The following is a 21,438-nucleotide window of genomic DNA, read 5'->3' as shown; positions in this document are numbered from 1 at the left end:
GCGCGAACGAGCCGGGCGAACTGTGGACAGATTCTGACGTGATCACGATCGGACTTATCCACAGGGCAAAGCGGAATTTCAAGATCCGCGAGATGGTCGCCGCATGACGAATCACAGCGAAGCGGCCGGGACCCCCGGCAACAGTGACATCAGCGGGCAGAACGGATGCGAGGGGAGCGGCGAACCCTCCGCCTACCCGGGACATGGCGTGGCCGCCAAATCCGGCGGGGAACAGCAGGTCACCCTCCGTACACCGGCCGAACTCGCCGACGCCTTGCCCTACCTGCTCGGATACCGCCCGGAGGACAGCATCGTCCTCGTCGCACTGCACGACCGCGACGCCCGTGGGCGGTTCGGCGGGCGGGCGCGGCTCGGCATCCCGGCCCAGAAGGACGACTGGCCCTCCGTGGCCCAACAGCTGGCCCATGGTCTGGTGACCGGGAGCGAGCGAAGGGGAGCCAAGCCGGAGAGCATGGTCGCCTTCCTCTGCCAGGACCCGACGAGTGGTGAGTCGCCACGCGACGTCATGGAACGCCTGCGGCCACTCGCACAGCTGTTGCGCAAGGCCTGCGGCAGCATGGATGTGCCGGTGGTGGAGGCCCTGTGCATCTCCGATGGCCGCTTCTGGTCCTACTGCTGTCCCGGCAACGGATGCTGCGCGGCCGAGGGAGAGCCGATGGGGCTGCCGGGCACCTCCGTGCTGGCCGCCGCCGCGACCTACGCAGGCCTTCAGATCCGGGGCACCCTGAAGGAGATGCGGGCCAGGCTCCTGCCATGGGAGACCGCTGCCGCGCTGCAGCAGGAAGCCGCGCTCGACTCCGCGCAGTCCGCCCTCATCCCACGGATCCTGGACGAGTACAGCCGTGCGGAAGTGGCTGAGGAGACCCTCGCCGTGGCACAGCGCATCATCGGGAGCCTGGCGGACACCCCGACCCTGTCCGGCACGCTGGACGCGGACCTCCACGACGACGAACTCGTCGGCCACGTCGACGCGGCCACCTTGATCCTCGGACTCCAGGACCGGGCTACCCGCGACCGCGCCGCCGAATGGATGGAAGGCGACGAAGCCGGCCCGGCGCTCCGTCTGTGGCGTGCCCTCGCCCGCCGATGTGTCGGCCCCTACGGCGAGCATGCCGCCGCACCGCTCACGCTCGTGGGCTGGGTCGCCTGGTCCTCCGGTGACGAACTGGAGGCTCGCGAAGCCCTGGCCATGGCTCTTGCCGCGGACCCCGACTACCTCTTCGCCCGCCTCCTCCATCAGGCCTGCAACGAGGGACTCGACCCCGAGTCCATTCGCCGCTGCCTGCGTGCGGAGCGCAGGGGACGCGACCTGGTGGCGGCCACTGCGAGTTCCGGCGCCGACAGCGAAGAAAGCCCCTTCGGCCAGTCTCCCGGCTTGCCGTCGGCCCCGGACGGGCCCTGCGTCGCTTCCGGTACCCGCCGCCGACGCAGGCCGCGCTCGGGAGGAGGGGCGGAGGCCCGCACCGCCCGGCGATCGCCTGGCGCCGCTCATGCCCGCCGCTCGCGTTCCGCCGACGGGAGCCCACCCGTCGGCCGACGGCCGAGGGGCGTGGCGGAGGGCGCGAACGGTCGGGCACGGATCCGCCGCGGTGGTGGAGGGCAGTCCCCGGAGGAGGAGACGTGAGTGCGCCGAATCCTTTCGGGACTCGAAGGTCTGTGCTCTCCTGGATCGGGGCGTTCGTGAGCGCGCTGCTCCGCCTCGAAGGGCCCGTGAGCGCATCGCCCTGGCTCCGGAGGCAGATGGGTGGGCTGCCCTGCCGCGCTCTCCGCACGAGTGCTTCGCTGTGGCTCCGCTTCCGCGCGAACACACTGCCCCGCCGCGGTGCGAACACGCGCCTTGGGCCGCGGCGCCGCGTTCACATCGGCCCAGAGCTCCGCGCAGGGCCTCACCCGGAGTCCGCCGCTGCTCGCAGTTCCCCGGCAAGCCCAAGCACGACCCCACGTTGCTCGGTCGGCTTCCTCGGACGGAGGCGTGACCCGGAGCGGAGCCGTTCCGTTCACCTGTGTGGCGGTACCCACGGCCTGACCCAACCGCCCCATCACCCCGTCCCTCTCCGGCTCCCCACCTGGTGCCGAGCGCATCCCACGCGCGCCGAAGACAGAAGAAGCCGCCCCGTGCCCCTCCCCTCCCTGCCCGACACCCATGACGACGTTCCGGTCTTTCGCAGCTCCATCCCGCCCGCCGTCCGGGCCCGTGGGGAGGGCACCGGCGCTCTGCGGACGGACATCCGCATCCCGGAGACCCGCCCCACGGGCTCACGCTCAGGAAACCTGGGCGGCCCCGTGTCTCCCGCGCCCGGCGCAGGTGGCTCTCCGGGACCGCCGCACCCACCCACGGGAGGCCGGTCGACCCCGCCGGCGCCGACCTCTGCCCCGCGCCGTCCCACGGAGTTGCCACCGGCCCACACCACACTGATCTGCGTCGCTCTTCCGGGCCTTGCGATCTCGACGGACCAGGGTCAGTTGACCGGCACCGGACTCGAGGGCTTCTACCGCGCGGGACGGCGTATGCTCTCCCGCTGCCAGGTGCGGGTGGCCGGACGGGAACCGCTCGCCGTGCAGGCACGGCTGGTGGCCGCCGACCGAGTCCGGTTCATGTCGACGCTGCGTCTGTCCGCCGATGCCGGGCCGGACCCGGACGTCATGGTCGAGCGCACGCGGTACGCGGACGGCACCGAGCGGATCACCCTGCACAGCACGGCCCGCCGCCCACTGCGCCTGCCCGTCGAGGTGTCCCTGGGTACGGATCTCGCGGAACTCGGGGCTGTCGCCTCCGGCAGCGCCGGCCCGGAACTGCCCGCGAGCGTCCACGACTCCGGCCTGCGCTGGTCCTGTGCGACCGGGCACTCCACGGTGACTGCCCATCCTCCGCCCGCCGACGCCCTGGCTTCCGCAGGACTGCTGCGCTGGGAACTGGAGCTCCCGCCCGGCGGCACCCGGAGCGTGGAGCTGCGAGTACGACCGGACGGCGCGGGGCCCATCAGACCGGTGGGGCGGGGCGCCACCAGTCCCCTCGCCCAGGCCCGGGTCGCGGGCGACGACCCGACGGCGCAGGCCCTGCTGCGCACCTGTCTGGAGGACCTCGAGGCCCTGCTGCTGCGCGACCCGAAGAATCCGTCGGACACCCACCTCGCGGCGGGCGCGCCCTGGCGCTGCGGCATGGCTCCGGCCGACGCGCTGGTCGCGGCCCGGATGACGCTGCCGCTCGGAACACGCCTCGCCGCCGGCACCTTGCGCACCCTCGCCCGCACCCAACTCGCGGGCCGGGAAGCCCAGTCCGGCATGATCCCAGGTCCTAGACGGGACGCGGGCCCGCATCTGCCGCCGGGCTGCACGGGCACCGAGGCGACCCTGCTGTTTCCCGTGCTCCTCGCGGAGGCCCGGCGATGGGGACTCCCCGAGCAGGAGACCGAAGAGCTGCTGCCCGCCGCCGAGCGCTGCCTGCGGTGGCTGCGGGGCGCGGTCTCAGGCGGTGCCTATCTGCCCGACCCGCGCCCCGGCGGGCCGCTGCGTTGCGAGACCCAGGCCCACGCCCACCGGGCCGCGCTGCTGGGTGCCGATCTCCTCGATGCGTACGGCCGACCGGGTGGCGCCGAGCTGCGGGACCGGGCGAGAGAGCTGCGGAGCCGGTTCGGGGCGGACTTCTGGGTCGAGGACCGGGGCGGCGGCAGACCTGCGGCCGCCCGCACCCCGGAAGGGCGTCTCGTGCCGCACCTGGGCGCCGGCGCTGCCCACCTCCTTGACACCGGGCTGCTCGGCACGGGGGAGCAGGCTCCGGGACTCCTCGACAAAGTGCGGACCGAGCAACTGGCTCGACTGCTCGGAGGGCCCGCCATGGACTCGGGGTGGGGGCTGCGGAGCCTGGGTGCGAAGGAGGCCGCGTACAACCCCTTCGGCCATCGCAGCGGTGCCGTGCGTGTGCAGGAGACGGCGATCGCGGTCGCGGGGCTGGCGGCCGCCGGATACGAGAAGGAGGCGAGCGCGCTCCTGCGGGGGGTCCTGGCGGCGGCGGAGAGCTTCGGCCATCGACTGCCCGAGATGTACGCGGGGGAGCAGCGGACGGCAGGGGGTGCCCCGCTGCCGCATCCGGCCTCCTGCAGACCGGCCGCGACGGCGGCGGCAGCGGGGGTGCTGCTGCTCACCACCCTCCTCGGAATCCGTCCCGACGCCCCCGCGGGGACCGTGACGCTGCGGCCGGTGCGCAGCGCGCCCCTGGGCGAGATCGGCATGACGGGACTGCGCGTCGCGGGCGCCCCGTTCGCCGTGCGCGTCAGCAGGCTGGGGCTCGCCATGGTCGAGGAGGCTGCCGACGGACTGCAGTTGGGAGTGTGACCTCCCGTGACGTGGGAGGGAGGACAGGCGGCGCCGAGCTCCCGAGGCCGGAGGGCGGCTGGTGAGATCGGTATCGGACAGAAGTGGATCAAGTGGGGAAGCGGCCGCGAAGGGAGTGTTTATCGTCAGGCAGACGACTATGATCGCCGCATGCCCTACGACCCGTCGGACTACCCGCCCTTCGCTGTCACCGTGGACCTGGTCGTGCTGACCGTCCGCCGTCACGCGCTCTGCGCGCTGACGGTACGGCGGGGCGAACAGCCGTTCCAGGGGCGGTGGGCACTGCCCGGTGGCTTCGTGCGGCCGGACGAGGACCTGTCGCAGGCCGCGGCCCGGGAGCTGGCCGAGGAGACCGGCCTGACCGCACACGAACCGTCCGAACCCGCTCAGGACAACGGCGCGCACCTGGAGCAGTTGGCCACCTACGGCGACCCGAAGCGCGACCCGCGGATGAGGGTCGTCAGCGTCGCCCACCTCGCCCTCGCCCCGGATCTGCCGGCACCTCGGCCGGGCGGCGACGCCAACAGCGCACGCTGGGCGCCTGTCGAGGAGTTGTTGGAACAGGGCGGCTACGGGCGTGACGGCGAACCGGTTGCGCCGTTGGCCTTCGACCACGCGCAGATCCTCGCGGACGGGGTGGAGCGTGCCCGTTCCAAGATCGAGTACTCCTCGCTGGCCACGGCCTTCTGCCCGTCCGAGTTCACGGTCGGTGAGCTGCGACGCGTCTACGAGGCGGTGTGGGGGGTGGCGCTGGATCCACGCAACTTCCATCGCAAGGTGACAGGTACGCCAGGCTTCCTGGTGCCCACCGGCGGTACCACCACGCGCCAGGGCGGCCGCCCCGCCCAGCTCTTCCGCGCCGGCGGCGCCACCCTTCTCAACCCACCGATGCTGCGCCCCGAGGTCTGACAAGGCGTAGCCGAAGCCCTCGTCGCCGTGTACGGCGGCCTCGGCCGTGCCGGCCCCGGAGAGGGCTGCCGGGGACACACGCCCGAGGCTCGGTCCGCAATCGGTGTGCGGCCGGCCGGACGCCTGTGAGGCCCGCCTGCGAAGTGAGCCGCAAGGTGCCCGAAAAAACGGACATATAGCGCTATCTTGCTTTGGGTGATCCAGGCCATCGGATTGACCAGCAATCCCCGCAAGGAGTCTCCGCCTGCCGTCGACGATGTGTCCTTCGAGGCGCACTCCGGCCGCGTCACCGCACTCCTGGGGGCTCCCGGCGCGGGCAAGTCGACAGCGCTGAAACTCACTCTCGAACTCCAACAAGGCCGTGGGGTGGCCTACTTCAGAGGCCGCCCCCTGCACCGCATCGCCCACCCCGCGCGCGAAGTGGGCGTACTCCTCGGCGACGTGCCCGGTCACCCTGCCCGCACGGTCCGAGGTCATCTGCGCATGCTGTGCGCGGCCGCGGGGCTGCCGGCTCGGCGTGCCGACGAGGTCCTGGAGGTCGTGGGCCTGGTCAGCCTGCGCGAGGCGCGGCTGAACACGCTGTCACGTGGCATGGACCGCCGCCTCGGCCTGGCCTGCGCCCTGCTGTCCGACCCGCACACCCTCGTGCTGGACGACCCCGCCCGCGGGCTGGCCGTCCGCGAAGGCCGATGGCTCCACGGGATCATGCGGGCCCATGCCGATCAGGGCGGCACGGTCCTGTTCACCACCGGCGACCCCAAGGAGGCCGCGCGGACCGCCGACCGGGTCCTCACCCTCGAAAAGGGGAGACTCGTCGCCGATCAGGAGGTCGCCGACTTCTCCCGCACCCGGCTCCGGCCCAGGGTCGCCGTCCGCACTCCGCACGCCGCCAGGCTCGAAGCGCTCCTCATGAAGGAGGCCCGGACCGCGCGGCGTTCCGTGGAGATCGTGCGGGAGGGCGGCAACCGGCTGTCGGTGTACGGCAGTACGTGCGCCGAGATCGGCGAGACGGTTTTCCGGCACGGCATCCTCGTCCACCAACTCGCGGACGAGATCGGGGATACGGGCACCCTACCGTCGCCGCGGCCGCCGTCGGCAGCCGAAGGAGGCCTGGAGGCCGCCGAGAGCGCGCTCGGCTCGGTTCAGGAGGCCCAGGGGCCGGCTGAGGGGGGTCAGGCGCCCGCCGAAGGACCTCAGGCGCCTGCCGGAGATCCTCAGGGCGCCGCGGCCGAACCATGGACACCCGCTGACGACGCACCGGAGGTCACCTCCACGTCCCCCGTCGACCTCGGCCCTGATGCTCGTTCCGCGCCGCACGCAGATTCCGGATCTCGTGATCACTTCGGGCCGCATGCGGATCCCGGACCTCGTGACCGCCTCGCGCCGCGCCCGGATGTCGAATCTCGTGACCGCCTCGCACCGCACGCCGATCCCGGGCTTCGTGTCCCCTGCGAGTCCCACACCGCCCTCGCTGCCGAGGCTCGCACCGCACCGTCACCCCCCTCCCGGTCGTCCGATGCGGGCCCGCTGCCGCCGCTCCCGCCGCCCATCGCCGTGCGCTCGGCGCCGAGCCCGTTGCGTCCGCTGCGCTACGAACTGCGTCGGGCGGGCGGAGTCGGCACCGCGTACGTCACCGTCGCGACCGTGCTCGTCACCTCCGCCCTCATGGCGGTGCTCCTGGCCAGGATCGGGCACACCCCGCAGCCACGGCTGCTGGCCGCGTGGCCGCAGGAGCTGCCGCTGCCACCCGCCGCCATCGGGGCGGGGCTGCTGGGGGCCATCGCCTTCGGCGACGAGTTCCGTCACCCCGCCCTGGCCGCGTACCGCGGCACGGTTCCCCGTCGGCTGGGGCTGCTCCTCGCGAAACTCCTCGTCGCGGCCGCCACCGCGCTGCTGCTGGCCGTCCTCACCGTGGGCTGCGACCTCGAAGTGCTCTATCTCGTCCATGGACCGGAGCTCGTTTCGGTTCCCGCCGACTGGTTCCCGCTCGGCGCGAGTTGGATCGGCCTCGTCGTGGGGTGTGCCTGGGCGGGAGTGCTCGCGGCGGGTGTCTTCCGGTCCACGTCCGCCGGGCTCGCCGCCGTGGTCGCCGTACCCCTCCTCGTCGTACCGCTGGTGCAGAAGGTGCTGGAGGGGTCGGCCGTGCGAAGTGCGGTCGGGTTTCCGATGCGGCTGCGTGAGCTCGTGCTGATGCAGTGGCCCTTCGGGGGGGAGCGCCATCTGGAGGCCGCGGCGCGAGCGGTTTCCCAACCCGTGGGCGGGGCGCTGCTGTTGTCGCTGACGGCGCTGCTGGGGGCCTACGTGCTCACGAACCTGCGCAGCCGGGTCAGGTGATGATCGTCCTCATCCTTTCGTGCTCACCGTCCGTACTCTCGCGTTGGCGCAATGCGCGCAACTCCTCGTAGAACGCCCATTTCTTTCCGATAAGGCGTCAATTGCGACGGGGTGAGCGATCACCCTTTCGTGTGCTTTTCACCAAAGACCTCAAGGGAGTTGGAAACGCAGCCGACAAAGGATGCGTGAGTACCCTTGCGCACACCATGATGACCGCCGCCCGCTCCGCCGACTCCGGCCTCGCAGGACCGGGCGAACTCGACCGCTACCCGTACGCCGGGCACCCGAGCGTCGACCGCGTGGGCCTCCCTTCCTGGGACGGCGCGGACCCCGAGCTGGGGCGCGTGGGCCGCCGCGCCGCCGGGAGTCGCGGACGCGGGCTGCACGGCCAACTCGTCCAACAGCTGGGCCAGATGATCGTCTCCGGCGACCTGGGCGCGGACCGCCCCCTCGTACCCGAGGAGATCGGCCAGCGGTTCGAGGTCTCCCGCACCGTCGTCCGTGAATCCCTGCGCGTGCTGGAGGCCAAGGGCCTGGTCAGCGCCCGGCCGAACGTCGGCACGCGCGTGCGGCCGGTCAGCGACTGGAACCTGCTCGACCCCGACATCATCGAATGGCGGGCCTTCGGTCCGCAGCGCGACGACCAGCGCCGCGAGCTCAGCGAACTGCGCTGGACGATGGAGCCGCTGGCCGCCCGCCTCGCCGCCGGGCACGGTCGCGACGACGTTCAGCAGCGCCTCGGTGACATGGTCGAGCTCATGGGCCACGCCATGGCGCAGGGCGACCCGCTGACCTTCTCGCGCGCGGACGCCGAGTTCCATTCGCTGCTCATCCAGCTCGCGGGCAACCGCATGCTGGAGCACCTCTCGGGGATCGTCTCCTCGGCCCTGCAGGTCTCCGGCGGTCCGGTCACCGGGTGTGACCGGCCGACCGAGTCGTCCCTGTCGCACCACGCCCGGATCGTCGACGCTCTCGCCACGGGCGACGGCGGGGCGGCCGAAGCAGCCATGCGTCAACTGCTGACCGTCCACCCCGAGGTGGAGCGTGTGGTGCCGGCGCCGCGCGAACACTGAGGGCGCCGAGAGCGGGACGAGGGGGCCACGGCCGGGGTGCAGACCCTTTCGTGGCATCGCTCGACCGGCGGACCCGTGCCGCCGGGCCTCAGCGAATCCTCCCGGGATTCGGTGAGGCCCGGCGGCACTGCGGACCGCGGGCGCCGTCCGGGACGCGCGGGGCGGCCGTCTCGAAGGGGGTGGGCCCGACTCGCCGGGAGGACTCGTCCCGTCGGGGTCTGCGGCCCTCGCGGGCTGCGAGTCCCCGTGCGACGCGCGACCTCGCGGAGGGTGCAGGATCTCGGTGAGGGCGGTGATCCGCATTGAGGAGTTCGTTCGGGAATCGTTCGGGTACCTGTCCAAGCAGAACCGGTTGTGGCCTTGGTCGATTGCCTCTGGCAGTATCTGACCGCTTTTGAACGCTTACGGGGTGTGACTCGGGCCACGCAGATTGGGCGTAACGCTCGCGGGAGCAGCGCGATGACCTAAGAGGTGACAGCCGCGGAGGGAATACGGACGCCGTTCACGGCGCTGTGCATCTTCCCGGCACCCGCCCGCACCGTCGGCCCACTCCCAAGCCGGTGGTCGGCTCCTGTCCACAGTGGACGGGGCCGGAAGCCGTTTTCCAACGTTCCGAGAGGTTGTTCGTGTCGGCCAGCACATCCCGTACGCTCCCGCCGGAGATCGCCGAGTCCGTCTCTGTCATGGCGCTGATTGAGCGGGGAAAGGCTGAGGGGCAGATCGCCGGCGACGATGTGCGTCGGGCCTTCGAAGCTGACCAGATTCCGGCCACTCAGTGGAAGAACGTACTGCGCAGCCTCAACCAGATCCTCGAGGAAGAGGGTGTGACGCTGATGGTCAGTGCCGCGGAACCCAAGCGCACCCGAAAGAGCGTCGCAGCGAAGAGCCCGGCCAAGCGCACCGCCACCAAGACGGTCGCGGCGAAGACGGTGACCACCAAGAAGGCCACCGCCACAGCCGCTCCCGCGGTGCCCGCCGACGCCTCCGCCGAGGACGCCACACCCGCCAGGAAGGCCGCCGCGAAGAAGGCGGTCGCCAAGAAGGCGGCCCCCGCCAAGAAGACCCTCGCGGCCAAGAAGACGGCGGCCAAGAAGACCACCTCCAAGAAGGACGACGGCGAGCCCGTCGACGAAGACGCCATCGAGGAGACCCCCGGCGGCAAGCCCGGCGAAGAGGAGGAGGAGGGGGCCGAGAACAAGGGCTTCGTCCTCTCCGACGACGACGAGGACGACGCGCCCGCCCAGCAGGTCGCCGTGGCCGGTGCCACCGCCGACCCGGTCAAGGACTACCTCAAGCAGATCGGCAAGGTCCCGCTGCTCAACGCCGAGCAGGAGGTCGAGCTCGCCAAGCGCATCGAGGCCGGTCTGTTCGCCGAGGACAAGCTGGCCAACGCCGACAAGCTCGCCCCCAAGCTCAAGCGCGAGCTGGAGATCATCGCCGAGGACGGCCGCCGCGCCAAGAACCACCTCCTGGAGGCCAACCTCCGTCTGGTGGTCTCCCTGGCCAAGCGCTACACCGGCCGCGGCATGCTCTTCCTGGACCTCATCCAGGAGGGCAACCTCGGTCTGATCCGCGCGGTCGAGAAGTTCGACTACACCAAGGGCTACAAGTTCTCCACGTACGCCACCTGGTGGATCCGTCAGGCGATCACCCGCGCCATGGCCGACCAGGCCCGCACCATCCGTATCCCGGTGCACATGGTCGAGGTCATCAACAAGCTCGCGCGTGTCCAGCGCCAGATGCTCCAGGACCTGGGCCGCGAGCCCACCCCGGAGGAGCTGGCCAAGGAACTCGACATGACCCCCGAGAAGGTCATCGAGGTCCAGAAGTACGGCCGCGAGCCCATCTCGCTGCACACCCCGCTGGGCGAGGACGGCGACAGCGAGTTCGGTGACCTCATCGAGGACTCCGAGGCCGTCGTCCCGGCCGACGCGGTCAGCTTCACGCTCCTGCAGGAGCAGCTGCACTCGGTGCTCGACACGCTCTCCGAGCGTGAGGCGGGCGTCGTCTCCATGCGCTTCGGTCTCACCGACGGGCAGCCGAAGACCCTCGACGAGATCGGCAAGGTGTACGGCGTCACGCGTGAGCGCATCCGCCAGATCGAGTCCAAGACGATGTCGAAGCTGCGCCACCCGTCCCGTTCGCAGGTGCTGCGCGACTACCTCGACTAGACGGCACGGCATCCGCCGGCCCGGTCGGTCCTGAAGGCCCGGTTTCCTCGAAGGAGCCGGGTCTTCGGCGTGTGTGCGGCATGCGGATGCCGATCCGGTGAATCACTCTGGGTGTGCCATCCATGTCCCGGAGTGAGGAGTGCGCATGCGTCGATCGTTCGCCCGACTGCTGGCCGTCGCGGCCGCCACGGCCGTCATACCGCTGGCGTCACCGCCGTCGGCGACGGCCGAGGTCGTCATCGGCGGTCATCCGGTCGAGATCTCCCAGGCGCCCTGGACGGTGGCGCTGTCCAGCCGTGACCGGTTCGGGGGTACGCGGGCAGGGCAGTTCTGCGGCGGTGTCGTGGTCGGCCGCTCGACCGTTCTGACGGCCGCGCACTGCCTCAGCGAGGACGTGCTGGGAGATCCTCCGGAACGGGTCGCCGATCTGCGGATCATCGCGGGCCGCGCGGAGCTGCAGTCGGCGGAGGGCCAGGAGATCGCGGTGAGCGGTGCCTGGGTCAACCCGGAGTACGACCCCTACACGAACACCGGGGATTTCGCTGTCGTGACTCTCGTCTCACCGCTGCCCGAGAGCTCCGTCATCGCATTGGCGGGGGCCGACGACGCCGCGTACGCGCCGGACACGCAGGCTGCGGTCTACGGCTGGGGGGACACCACCGCCGCCGGCGACTATGCCCAGAGCCTGCGGGCCGCACCGGTGAAGGTGCTGGCCGACGACGTCTGCGAGAGGGCCTATCCGGGCAGCGCCGAGGGCAGATATCAGCCCGGTTCCATGGTGTGCGCCGGGGAGCAGAACGGCGGCCGGGACGCCTGCCAGGGGGACAGCGGAGGGCCGCTCGTCGCCCAGGGGAAGCTGATCGGGCTCGTGTCGTGGGGCAGCGGCTGTGGGCTCGCCGGGAACCCCGGCGTCTACACCAGGGGCTCGTACATGGCCCGGGTGCTCGAGGGGAGCCGCTGAGGCGCAGTACGCGACCGCACGTGAGGACGTGTACGTGTGAGGCACGAGAGCGGGCGGCCACCCCGTGGGTACGGGAGTGGCCGCCCGGTCACCGGCCTCGAGCCGGTGGCGGCTCGTCGTGGGTGCGAAGCGTCAGCGCTCGTCCTCTTCCGCGGTCGCGGGAGCGGCCGTGAGCCGCTCCGTCTCGTCCTGTATCTCCGCGGCGATCTTCTTGAGCTCCGGCTCGAACTTGCGGCCGTGGTGGGCGCAGAACAGCAGCTCTCCACCGCTCAGCAGGACGACGCGCAGGTAGGCCTGGGCGCCGCAGCGGTCGCATCGGTCAGCGGCCGTCAGCGGGGTCGCGGGGGTCAGAACAGTAGTCACGTCGCCTCTTCTCTAGCTCGACGAGCTGTCGTACCAGGGTCAACATCCAACCAGGCCGAAAACGTTCCCGCTCGCGGCTTTAACTCGAAAAAATCTTTCCGGGCCGGCTGTCTGCTGCCGGTTGGCGGCGAATGAGCCGTAGTGCGTGTCTTCGTGTCGTACGGGCTTCGCGCTGTCTGTCGGTGGTTCTGGTGGTTGTTCTTTCGGTTGTACGGTCCTCCCGGCTGGGTTGCCGGTTGTTCATGAGGACGTGCCCGGAGCCTAAATGGTTCATGCCCCGAAGGGAACGTGATATGTACTTCACCCCATCGAGGGATCGAACGCGTATGCGACTCTGGACTACTCTGAGTTTCGGACGAGGGTGGCGTGACAACGGCTCTACCAGGCCTCGGTACCCTCGGAACGGCTACAGAGCCCGGCCCCTTACCCAAATGGGCCCCACCTGAAATTCAGCGAGGAGCGAACCGCGTGACCGCCGATACGTCCGTGCCGTCCACAGCCCTGCTGACCGGAGCAGACCGGGACGGTTCCAACTACACCGCGCGGCACCTGCTTGTCCTCGAGGGGCTCGAGGCCGTGCGCAAGCGCCCCGGCATGTACATCGGCTCGACCGACAGTCGAGGCCTGATGCACTGTCTCTGGGAGATCATCGACAACTCCGTGGACGAGGCCCTCGGGGGCTACTGCGACCACATCGATGTCATCCTCCACGACGACGCCTCCGTGGAGGTGCGGGACAACGGCCGGGGCATCCCGGTCGACGTCGAGCCCAAGACCGGCCTGTCCGGGGTCGAGGTCGTGATGACCAAGCTGCACGCCGGTGGCAAGTTCGGCGGCGGCTCGTACGCCGCCTCCGGCGGTCTGCACGGCGTGGGCGCCTCGGTGGTGAACGCGCTCTCCGCCCGCCTGGACGTCGAGGTCGACCGCAACGGCAGCACCCACGCCATCAGCTTCCGGCGCGGCGTGCCCGGCTCCTTCGCGGGCATCGGCTCGGACGCCAAGTTCGAGACCGGCGGCCTGCGCAAGGGCAAGCGGATCCCCAAGACGCGCACCGGCACACGCGTGCGCTACTGGGCCGACCGCCAGATCTTCCTCAAGGGCGCCAAGCTCTCGCTGGAGCACCTGCATCAGCGCGCCCGCCAGACCGCCTTCCTCGTGCCCGGACTGACGATCGTCGTCCGTGACGAGTTCGGCCTCGGAGAGGGTGGCAGCAAGGGCGAGGAGTCGTTCCGTTTCGACGGCGGCATCAGCGAGTTCTGTGAGTACCTGGCCTCCGACAAGCCGGTCTGCGACGTCCTCCGCTTCTTCGGGCAGGGCACCTTCAGGGAGACCGTGCCCGTCCTGGACGAACACGGCCAGATGACGCCCACCCAGGTCACTCGCGAGCTCGGTGTCGACGTCGCCATGCGCTGGGGCACCGGTTACGACACGACCCTCAAGTCGTTCGTGAACATCATCGCCACCCCCAAGGGCGGTACCCACGTGGCGGGCTTCGAGCAGGCCGTGGCCGCCACCATGAACGAGGTGCTGCGCGCCAAGAAGATGCTGCGCGTCGCCGAGGACGACGTCGTCAAGGACGATGCCCTGGAGGGCCTCACCGCCGTCGTCACCGTGCGTCTGGCCGAACCGCAGTTCGAGGGCCAGACCAAGGAGGTTCTCGGTACCTCGGCGGCCCGGCGCATCGTGACGCAGGTCGTCACCAAGGAGCTCAAGGCCTTCCTGACCTCCACGAAGCGGGACGCCGCCGCTCAGGCGCGGGTCGTCATGGAGAAGGCGGTCGCCGCCGCCCGCACGCGCATCGCCGCACGTCAGCACAAGGACGCGCAGCGCCGCAAGACGGCTCTGGAGTCCTCGTCCCTGCCCGCCAAACTCGCCGACTGCCGCAGTGACGACGTCGAGCGCAGCGAGTTGTTCATCGTCGAGGGAGACTCGGCGCTCGGCACGGCGAAGCTCGCGCGGAACTCCGAGTTCCAGGCGCTGCTGCCGATCCGGGGCAAGATCCTCAACGTTCAGAAGTCGTCCGTGACGGACATGCTCAAGAATGTCGAGTGCGGCGCGATCATCCAGGTCATAGGGGCCGGATCCGGGCGTACGTTCGATATCGACGCGGCACGCTACGGCAAGATCATCATGATGACCGACGCCGATGTGGACGGGTCGCACATCCGGTGCCTGCTGCTGACGCTCTTCCAGCGGTACATGCGGCCGATGGTCGAGGCGGGGAGGGTCTTCGCGGCCGTGCCGCCGCTGCACCGGATCGAGCTGGTCCAGCCCAAGAAGGGGCAGGACAAGTACGTCTACACGTACTCGGACCGTGAGCTGCGCGACAAGCTGCTGGAGTTCCAGAGCAAGGGCGTCCGGTACAAGGACTCCATCCAGCGCTACAAGGGCCTCGGCGAGATGGACGCGGACCAGCTGGCGGAGACGACGATGGATCCGAGGCACCGGACACTCCGGCGGATCAACCTGTCGGACCTGGAGGCTGCGGAACAGGTGTTCGATCTGCTGATGGGGAACGACGTGGCGCCGCGCAAGGAGTTCATCTCCAGCTCGGCGGCGACGCTGGACCGGTCGCGCATCGACGCGTAGCCGCTGCGCCGGGCTTGGCCGCCCGGGGTGCCTTCGGTCCGGTGGCGGGCCTGGGCGCGCCGCGGGGTGTCCGTCCTCGGAACGGCGCGGAATCGGTCGGCCGGTAAGCCGGACGTGTTGACGCGCCGACCGCTGCCGGCGGACACCCCCCGACGCGCCCCCCTTCTCGCCGTGCGCGGCCCATCCGCCGTCGGGGTGCGCGTTCACTCGGGGCATGACTGCCCCGAGTGGGGGGAGGCTGGCCGGGGCTTCACCTGATGGGGTGAATAATCGTGAAGAGGTACGTCGGGGGTCATTCCGTTCTGTCCATGCTTGGGCATGCAGTCAAGCACCGGCCGTCCCCGCCGACGCGGGAGCGGTTCTGAGAGCCCGGTTGAGCAGCACGAGGGGCACGGCCTCGTCGGCGAGGACGTGCGGTTCGACGACCCCTGGTACGACGCGCTGGCCTCTGGCTGGGGGGAGTTGGACGGCACGGGCGGGCCGGCCCCGGTCGCGGCCGAGGCGCGGGAGAGCCGGGGCGGGGGCGCGGCGGACGTCTATCTGGAGGTCCAGCGGAGTGCGGCCTTCCAGGAGGTCCGCAGTCGTTACCGCAGGTTCGTGATCCCGGGCGTCGCCGTCTTCTTCAGCTGGTACGTGGCGTACGTCGTGGCGGCGACCACCGCCCCGGGGTTGATGGCGCGACCGGTGGCGGGCGCGGTGAACGTGGCGATGCTGGCAGGGCTCGGACAGTTCCTCACGACGTTCCTGTTCACCTGGGCGTACGCGCGGCACGCCAGGCTGCGCCGGGACCGGGCGGCGCTCGATCTGCGGTGGGACACCCAGGAGTTGACGCGCGGCGTCAGAGGGGGCGAGCGGTGACCGCCGACCATCAGACGCTGGCGCTGCTGCTGTTCAGCGCGTTCGTGGCGGTCACGTTGGGCATCACGACGTGGGTGAGCCGCAATCGGCATGGCTCGGCTGAGGAGTTCTACGCCGGAGGGCGGCTGTTCTCGCCGATGGAGAATGGTTTTGCCATCGCGGGCGACTACATGTCCGCCGCATCCTTCCTCGGTATCTCCGGGCTCATCGCGCTCTTCGGGTACGACGGGCTGCTCTACTCGGTGGGCTTCCTGGTCGCCTGGCTCGTGGTGCTGTTCCTGGTGGCCGAACTGGTGCGCAACTGCGGGCGATTCACGCTCGCGGACGTGGTCGCGGCGCGGATGAGCGAGCGACCGGTGCGGATCGCGGCGGGAACTTCCTCGGTGACCGTGTCCGTTCTGTACCTGGTGGCGCAGATGGTGGGAGCGGGCACCCTCGTCGCGCTGCTGCTGGGGGGAGAGGACGAGGCGGCGCAGGCCTGGACGGTCATCGGCGTCGGCGCGCTCATGGTCGTCTATGTGTCGTTGGGAGGGATGCGGGCCACCACCTGGATCCAGATCGTGAAGGCGGTCCTGCTGATGGGCGGGGCGATCGCGCTCACCGTGCTCGTACTGGTGCGGTTCCACGGCGACTTCGACCAGTTGCTGCGGACGGCGGCCCAACGCAGCGGACACGGCGACGCCTTCCTCGCGCCCGGGTTGAAGTACGGCGGTGACTGGGTCGCGCGCTTGGACTTCATCAGCCTCGGACTCGCTCTGGTGCTGGGCACGGCCGGGCTGCCGCACATCCTGTCGCGTTTCTACACGGTGCCCACCGCGCGGGCCGCACGCCGCTCGGTGGTCTGGTCGATCGGGCTCATCGGCGGCTTCTATCTGATGACGATCGTGCTGGGCTTCGGCGCGGCCGCCATCGTCGGCCCGGAGGCAGTACGGGGTTCCAACGCGGCGGGGAACACGGCGGTGCCGTTGCTGGCCCTCGATCTGGGCGGTGGCCCGGACTCCACCGGCGGAACGGTTCTGTTCGCGATCGTCGCCGCCATCGCCTTCGCCACGATCCTCGCGGTCGTCGCCGGCATCACCCTCGCCTCGTCGGCGTCCGTCGCCCATGACCTGTACGCGTCGCTGCGCCGCAGGCGTTCGAAGCCGCGCAGCGAGGTCACCGTGGCACGTACGGCGGCCGTGGGTATCGGCGTGGTCGCGATCGGGCTCGGGCTGCTCGCCCAGGATCTCAACGTGGCCTTTCTCGTCGGCCTCGCCTTCGCGGTCGCCGCCTCCGCCAATCTGCCCGTGCTGCTGTACTCGCTGTTCTGGCGCGGCTTCACCACCCGCGGCGCGGTGTGGTCCGTGTACGGGGGACTGATCCCTTCCGTGGTTCTCGTGCTGCTGTCGCCCGTCGTGTCGGGGAGCGCCGACTCGCTGTTCCCCGGCGCCGACTTCCAGTACTTCCCGTTGCAGAACCCGGGCCTCGTCTCCATTCCGCTGGGCTTCCTCACGGGCTGGCTCGGCACGGTCCTGTCGGCCGAGCCGCCGGACAAGGCGAAGCACGCGGAGACCGAGGTGCGGTCGCTGACGGGCGCCGGAGCGGTGTGACGGTCAGGGGGACGCTGCGAGGGAGTACGGCCCGTGGAGGCGCGTGTGAGGGCCTGGCGAGGGCCACTCAGGGGCGGGTCGCCCACTCGTAGCGGTGCTCGGGACGGCCGGCGTCGCCGTACTTCAGGGTCAGCCGGGCCCGTCCCGTGCGTTCCAGGAGCTTCAGATAGCGCTGGGCGGTCTGGCGGCTCAGGCCGGTCCGCTCGGCGATCTCCTGGGCGGACAGCGCGCCCTCGGCGCTCATCAGGGCGCGGCGTACCAACTCGGTGGTGGTGGGGGAGTGGCCCTTGGGCAGGTCCGGTTCGCCGCCCGCCGAGAGAGCGCCGAAGATCCGGTCCACCTCGGCCTGTTCGGCCTCGCCACCGCCGTCCAGGGTGCGCCGCAGATCCGCGTACGCCTCCAGCTTCGCCCGCAGCCCGGCGAACGCGAACGGTTTGACCAGGTACTGGAGCGCGCCCTGGCGCATCGCTGCCTGGACGGTCGAGACGTCGCGGGCTGCCGTCACCATGATCACGTCGCTCTGGTGGCCCCGGCGCCGCATCTCCTGGACCACCATGAGCCCGGTGTCGTCCGGCAGATAGTGGTCCAGGAGAACCAGGTCCACGTGGGGCAACGTCTCCAACCGGTGCAGCGCCTCGGCCGCGTTGTGGGCCACACCGGCGACGTGGAAACCGGCGACCTTCGCCACGTAGGCGGCGTTGACGCGGGCGACTCCGGTGTCGTCGTCCACGATCAGGACCTCGATCATCGCGACTCCTTGTCGGCGGCTGTGGTGGCGGCTTCGGGCTCCCGCTCGGGGCCCGGTCGTCCGTCGCGGCCGGCCGTCGGCTCGTCCTGCCGGGCCGGATCGTCGTCGGGTGCCGTGGAGATGGGCTTCGGTGCGGACGTCGGCGTCACCAGGCCCTGTTCCGCGAGTGCGTCGGGCAGTACGACCGTGAACTCCGCGCCGCCGCCCAGCGCCTCCGTGACCCGGGCGCTGCCCCCCTGCCGCTCGGCGAGCCGACGCACCAGACAGAGCCCGATACCGCGCTCGCGATGGGCCGGCGGCGCCTTGGTGGACCAGCCCTCCGTGAAGATCAACTCCCGCTTGTCGGGCGGGACTCCGGGGCCGGTGTCGCGGACCCGGAGGATCGCCGTACGCCCCTCGGCGCGCAGATCGACTTCCACGCGCGCGTGCGGCGTACCCGCGACGGCGTCCAAGGCGTTGTCGACGAGGTTGCCGACGACGGTGACCAGCCCACGGGGGTCGACCAGCCGGTCCGGCAGCATCGTGCCACCGGCGACCGACAGGGCCACTCCGCGCTCGGCCGCGACGGTCGCCTTGCCGACCAGTACCGCGGCGAGGAGCGGATCGTGGATCTTCTCGGTGACCTGCTCGGCCGTCGCCCGATGGTCGCCGACGACCTCGCCGACGAAATCCACGGCCTCGTCGTACAGCTCCAGTTCGAGCAGGCCGAGGAGTGTGTGCATCCGGTTGGCGTGCTCATGATCCTGGGCGCGCAGGGCATCCGTCAGACCGCGTGTGGAGTCGAGTTCGCGGCCGAGCTGCTCCAGCTCGGTGCGGTCGCGCAGGGTGGCCACGGCACCGCCGTCGTCGGTGGGCATGCGGTTGGCGACCAGCACGCGCTGACCGCGCACGGTCAGCAGATCCGTGCCGGTGACCCGGCCCGCCAGCACATCGGTCGTACGGCCGGGGCCGAGCGCGTCGTCGAGCGACCTGCCGACCGCCTCGTCGCCCATCCCGAGCAGCCGCCGCGCCTCGTCGTTCAGGAGGCGTACGCGCCCGGCGCGGTCCAGCGCGACCACGCCCTCCCGGATGCCGTGCAGCATCGCCTCGCGCTCCGCCAGCAGTCCCGCGATGTCGGAGAAGGCCAGGTCACGGGTCTGGCGATGCACCCTCCGGGAGATCAGATACGCGGCCAGCGCCCCGACCGCCATGGCACCGCCGGCGTACGCCAGGAGCCCGGGGATCGCGTGGATCAGCCGGTCGCGCACACTGTCGTACTCGATGCCGACCGAGACGGCGCCGACGATCTTCCCGTCGGCGTCACGCAGCGGCACCTTGCCCCGGGCGGAGCGCCCCAGAGTCCCCGAGTCGATCTCCATGATCTCGTTCCCGGCCAGGGCGCGGCGCGGGTCCGTCGAGACCAGCCCGCCGATCTCCGCGGGGTCGGGGTGCGACCAGCGCACCCCGACCCTGTCCATCACGACCACGTACTCGGCTCCGCTGGCCTTCCGGATCCGCTCGGCCTCGACCTGAACGGGGCCGGTCACGGACGGTTGCGTCGACACCAGGTCCTGGGCGATCTGCGGCTGGACCGCAGTGGTCTGCGCGATCGCGAGGGCCCGGCGCATCGCCTGGTCGTCCAGCTGTTCGCTGAGCGGCGCGAGGAACAGCCCGGTCGCGAGGACGGCGACACCGGCGGCGATCGCCACCTGCATCAGCAGAACCTGCGAGAACGCCCGCCGCGGCATACCGAGACGCAGGCGGCGTGCGGAGGGAGTGGGGCTCATACCCATGACGGTACGTGGACGGGGTGGTCCGGCCGTAGAGGGGTGTGGCAGGGATCTCAGGCACGGGGTGTTTGTACGGCGACGGGACCCGGGGCTGAGGCCGGGCGGCCTGTCGGCTCCGCCGTGACAGGCCGTCGGTCGGCTAGCGCGTGATCGCGGCCGGTGACAGCTCTCGTACGGTCAGCACGTGCATCCTCGCCGGGGAGCCCAGTGCGGAGCCGCAGCTCTCCGGGCGGGGCGGCTGGGCGGCGCCCTGGGAGACGGCGACGGTCCAGCGGCGGCCGTCGGTGTGGGCGACGGTCACGTCCCAGTGGGGCGCCGCGCCCTGCGTGTGGAGGACGGTGAGCGAGTCGGCCGCGTCCGCGCCCGTCTCCGTACGCACCGCCAGCTCCGCAGCCTGCCCGGGGCGCTCCCAGGCGGAACTCCCGCGGCACCCCTCGGTGACGACGCGGCCTTCCCGTACGCCTTGGAGGACCTCCTTGACGTGGTGGGCCTCGGCACGGCCGTACACGTAGCCGAAGGGCAGCACGAGCACGGTCGGCGAGAAGCGGTGACCGCCCAGATGGGTGACCTCCCAGGTGCCCTCGACTCCGGAGGCGGCCAGCTCGGCGGCGAGCGGTCGGCCGAGGAGCGCGCAGCAGCGGTCGCGCTTGCCGTTGGTGCAGACGAGCGCGAGGGGGGCGCCGGTGTGGGGCCGACCCCGCAGAACCGTCCCGAACGTGTGGTGGTCGCCCCTGCCGAGGGCGGTGAAGTCGAGGTCGAGCAGTCGCCCGGGGTCGGTCGTCGTGGTGCTGTGCAGCCAGACGTTCCCGGGGACGGTGTGGGCCACGTACACGCGGCGCTCGCGGACCTCGCGGCGGTCCGCGTGGCGGCCGGGGCGCCGGATGAGCGCCACGCGTACGCCGGTGCCCTCCGCCGCGGCTTCGAGAGCGCGGCCGAGCACGGGGTCCAGGTGGCTCGAGGTGAGCGCCTTGACACCCCAAGGGCCCGGCTGTTCCAGCAGCAGCCATGTCCTCGCCGTGGCGGCGGTCCCCGCGAGAGGCTCGCCGAGGTGTCGGGACGCGGAGGTGCACGTACTCACAGAGGTGAGCCTAACCTGACTTGCGTGCGAGCGAAGGTGAACCCGGTCCGAAGGGGGGACAGAGGGCCCACACGGGACGCGTACGAGACCCGGAGTCGGGTCCCGGGTGAGGCGGAGCGCGGGTTGGCGGGCGGTACGGCCCGCTAGTCCGGGAGCGCTCGGGTGGTCTCGTTCCCACGGGCCGGCCGCTCGGCCGCATCCGCAGCGGACGCTCGCCGTACTCCTCCAAGGCGTGGGCGATCCAGCCCGCTGTGCGGGCTACGGCCAACGCGGTCTCACTCGCGGCAGGAGCCATGCCGAAAGGGACCGTGAGGACCGGGAGGGCCAGGTCCACATTGGCGTGCAGGGTGTGTGGTGGGTTGTCGTCGCCACGATGTCGCGGGCCGCAGCGGGGGCGGGCGCTGCCTGGGGGATGCTCTCCAGGAGCACGAACAGAGCTCGCGCGCGTGGATCCTCGCCCGTGTAGAGGCGGTGGCCCAGCCCGGGGATGCTGCGCCCGGCCCGCAGCTCGTCCGCGATCATGGGAGCCGCGCCGCCCTGGTCCAGCACATCGAGGAGCAGCCTGTGGGCGAGTGCGCCGGCCGAGCCGTGCAGCGGGCCTTCCAGGGCGCCGAGGCCGGCCGAGACGGCCGCGTACGTGTGG

14 protein-coding genes and 1 pseudogene are annotated in these 21,438 nt (G+C 71.2%); 10 read left to right on the top strand and 5 right to left on the bottom strand.

What is annotated here, in order from left to right; genetic code table 11:
- Positions 1–103: 103 nt before the first annotated feature.
- The 7 genes from AWZ10_RS05165 (at position 104) to AWZ10_RS05135 (ending at position 11,801) form a co-directional block, all read left to right on the top strand.
- Positions 104–1,645, top strand: a complete 1,542-nt coding sequence (locus tag AWZ10_RS05165; protein ID WP_046704914.1) for a DUF4192 domain-containing protein — start codon at positions 104–106, stop codon at positions 1,643–1,645.
- A 767-nt stretch (positions 1,646–2,412) separates the two neighbouring features.
- Positions 2,413–4,353 carry a glycogen debranching N-terminal domain-containing protein gene (locus tag AWZ10_RS05160; protein ID WP_079104292.1) on the top strand — a complete coding sequence of 647 codons (1,941 nt, stop codon included), beginning with the start codon at positions 2,413–2,415 and terminating at the stop codon, positions 4,351–4,353.
- 150 nt (positions 4,354–4,503) lie between these two features.
- Complete coding sequence (locus AWZ10_RS05155) at positions 4,504–5,262, top strand: NUDIX hydrolase (RefSeq protein WP_037700861.1); 759 nt, start codon at positions 4,504–4,506, stop codon at positions 5,260–5,262.
- Positions 5,263–5,457: 195 nt separating this feature from the next.
- Complete coding sequence (locus AWZ10_RS05150) at positions 5,458–7,596, top strand: ABC transporter ATP-binding protein (RefSeq protein ID WP_060890551.1); 2,139 nt, start codon at positions 5,458–5,460, stop codon at positions 7,594–7,596.
- A gap of 185 nt (positions 7,597–7,781) precedes the next feature.
- Entirely contained in the window at positions 7,782–8,669 is an 888-nt protein-coding gene (locus AWZ10_RS05145) for a FadR/GntR family transcriptional regulator (protein ID WP_078935430.1), read from the top strand.
- A 626-nt stretch (positions 8,670–9,295) separates the two neighbouring features.
- Entirely contained in the window at positions 9,296–10,840 is a 1,545-nt protein-coding gene (locus AWZ10_RS05140) for an RNA polymerase sigma factor (protein WP_046705859.1), read from the top strand.
- 145 nt (positions 10,841–10,985) lie between these two features.
- Positions 10,986–11,801 (top strand): S1 family peptidase, encoded by an 816-nt coding sequence (locus AWZ10_RS05135; protein WP_046705845.1) that lies wholly within the window; start codon positions 10,986–10,988, stop codon positions 11,799–11,801.
- Between the two features lie 132 nt (positions 11,802–11,933).
- On the opposite strand, the gene AWZ10_RS05130 is transcribed toward AWZ10_RS05135, so the two are convergent.
- Positions 11,934–12,164 (bottom strand): DUF7455 domain-containing protein, encoded by a 231-nt coding sequence (locus tag AWZ10_RS05130; RefSeq protein ID WP_013000244.1) that lies wholly within the window; start codon positions 12,162–12,164, stop codon positions 11,934–11,936.
- A 468-nt stretch (positions 12,165–12,632) separates the two neighbouring features.
- On the opposite strand from AWZ10_RS05130, the gene AWZ10_RS05125 reads away from it, so the two are divergent.
- The 3 genes from AWZ10_RS05125 to AWZ10_RS05115 all read left to right on the top strand — a co-directional run bounded on the left by AWZ10_RS05125 (position 12,633) and on the right by AWZ10_RS05115 (position 17,200).
- Positions 12,633–14,753, top strand: coding sequence for a DNA gyrase/topoisomerase IV subunit B (locus AWZ10_RS05125; RefSeq protein ID WP_060890550.1), 2,121 nt, complete (start codon positions 12,633–12,635; stop codon positions 14,751–14,753).
- Positions 14,754–15,071: 318 nt separating this feature from the next.
- Positions 15,072–15,611 (top strand): DUF485 domain-containing protein, encoded by a 540-nt coding sequence (locus tag AWZ10_RS05120; RefSeq protein WP_208618450.1) that lies wholly within the window; start codon positions 15,072–15,074, stop codon positions 15,609–15,611.
- The gene (locus AWZ10_RS05115) at positions 15,608–17,200 is read left to right on the top strand and encodes a solute symporter family protein (protein ID WP_046705847.1); all 1,593 of its coding nucleotides are present in this window, start codon (positions 15,608–15,610) and stop codon (positions 17,198–17,200) included. Before AWZ10_RS05120 ends, AWZ10_RS05115 begins: the two co-directional genes overlap by 4 nt.
- Before the next feature lie 67 nt (positions 17,201–17,267).
- Here the strand turns inward: AWZ10_RS05115 and AWZ10_RS05110 are convergent, their stop codons facing one another.
- The 4 genes and pseudogenes from AWZ10_RS05110 to AWZ10_RS05095 all read right to left on the bottom strand — a co-directional run.
- The gene (locus AWZ10_RS05110; protein ID WP_060890549.1) at positions 17,268–17,948 is read right to left on the bottom strand and encodes a response regulator; all 681 of its coding nucleotides are present in this window, start codon (positions 17,946–17,948) and stop codon (positions 17,268–17,270) included.
- Positions 17,945–19,714, bottom strand: a complete 1,770-nt coding sequence (locus tag AWZ10_RS05105; protein WP_060890558.1) for an ATP-binding protein — start codon at positions 19,712–19,714, stop codon at positions 17,945–17,947. Before AWZ10_RS05105 ends, AWZ10_RS05110 begins: the two co-directional genes overlap by 4 nt.
- A gap of 142 nt (positions 19,715–19,856) precedes the next feature.
- The gene (locus tag AWZ10_RS05100) at positions 19,857–20,795 is read right to left on the bottom strand and encodes a sucrase ferredoxin (RefSeq protein ID WP_046705850.1); all 939 of its coding nucleotides are present in this window, start codon (positions 20,793–20,795) and stop codon (positions 19,857–19,859) included.
- A 10-nt stretch (positions 20,796–20,805) separates the two neighbouring features.
- Positions 20,806–21,438 (bottom strand): annotated as a pseudogene (locus tag AWZ10_RS05095) (citrate/2-methylcitrate synthase); the annotation flags it as partial.

The organism is Streptomyces europaeiscabiei (genome assembly GCF_001550375.1).
GTDB classification, from domain to species: Bacteria; Actinomycetota; Actinomycetes; order Streptomycetales; family Streptomycetaceae; genus Streptomyces; species Streptomyces europaeiscabiei.
This window is presented reverse-complemented; position numbering and strand designations above follow the sequence as displayed.

Bases quoted from the DNA above. Each gene is read 5' to 3' on its own strand.
- AWZ10_RS05165 (WP_046704914.1), top strand. From the start codon at position 104: ATGACGAATCACAGCGAAGCGGCCGGGACCCCCGGCAACAGTGACATC.
- AWZ10_RS05155 (WP_037700861.1), top strand. From the start codon at position 4,504: ATGCCCTACGACCCGTCGGACTACCCGCCCTTCGCTGTCACCGTGGAC.
- AWZ10_RS05135 (WP_046705845.1), top strand. From the start codon at position 10,986: ATGCGTCGATCGTTCGCCCGACTGCTGGCCGTCGCGGCCGCCACGGCC.
- AWZ10_RS05120 (WP_208618450.1), top strand. From the start codon at position 15,072: ATGCAGTCAAGCACCGGCCGTCCCCGCCGACGCGGGAGCGGTTCTGAG.
- AWZ10_RS05110 (WP_060890549.1), bottom strand. From the start codon at position 17,948: ATGATCGAGGTCCTGATCGTGGACGACGACACCGGAGTCGCCCGCGTC.
- AWZ10_RS05105 (WP_060890558.1), bottom strand. From the start codon at position 19,714: ATGAGCCCCACTCCCTCCGCACGCCGCCTGCGTCTCGGTATGCCGCGG.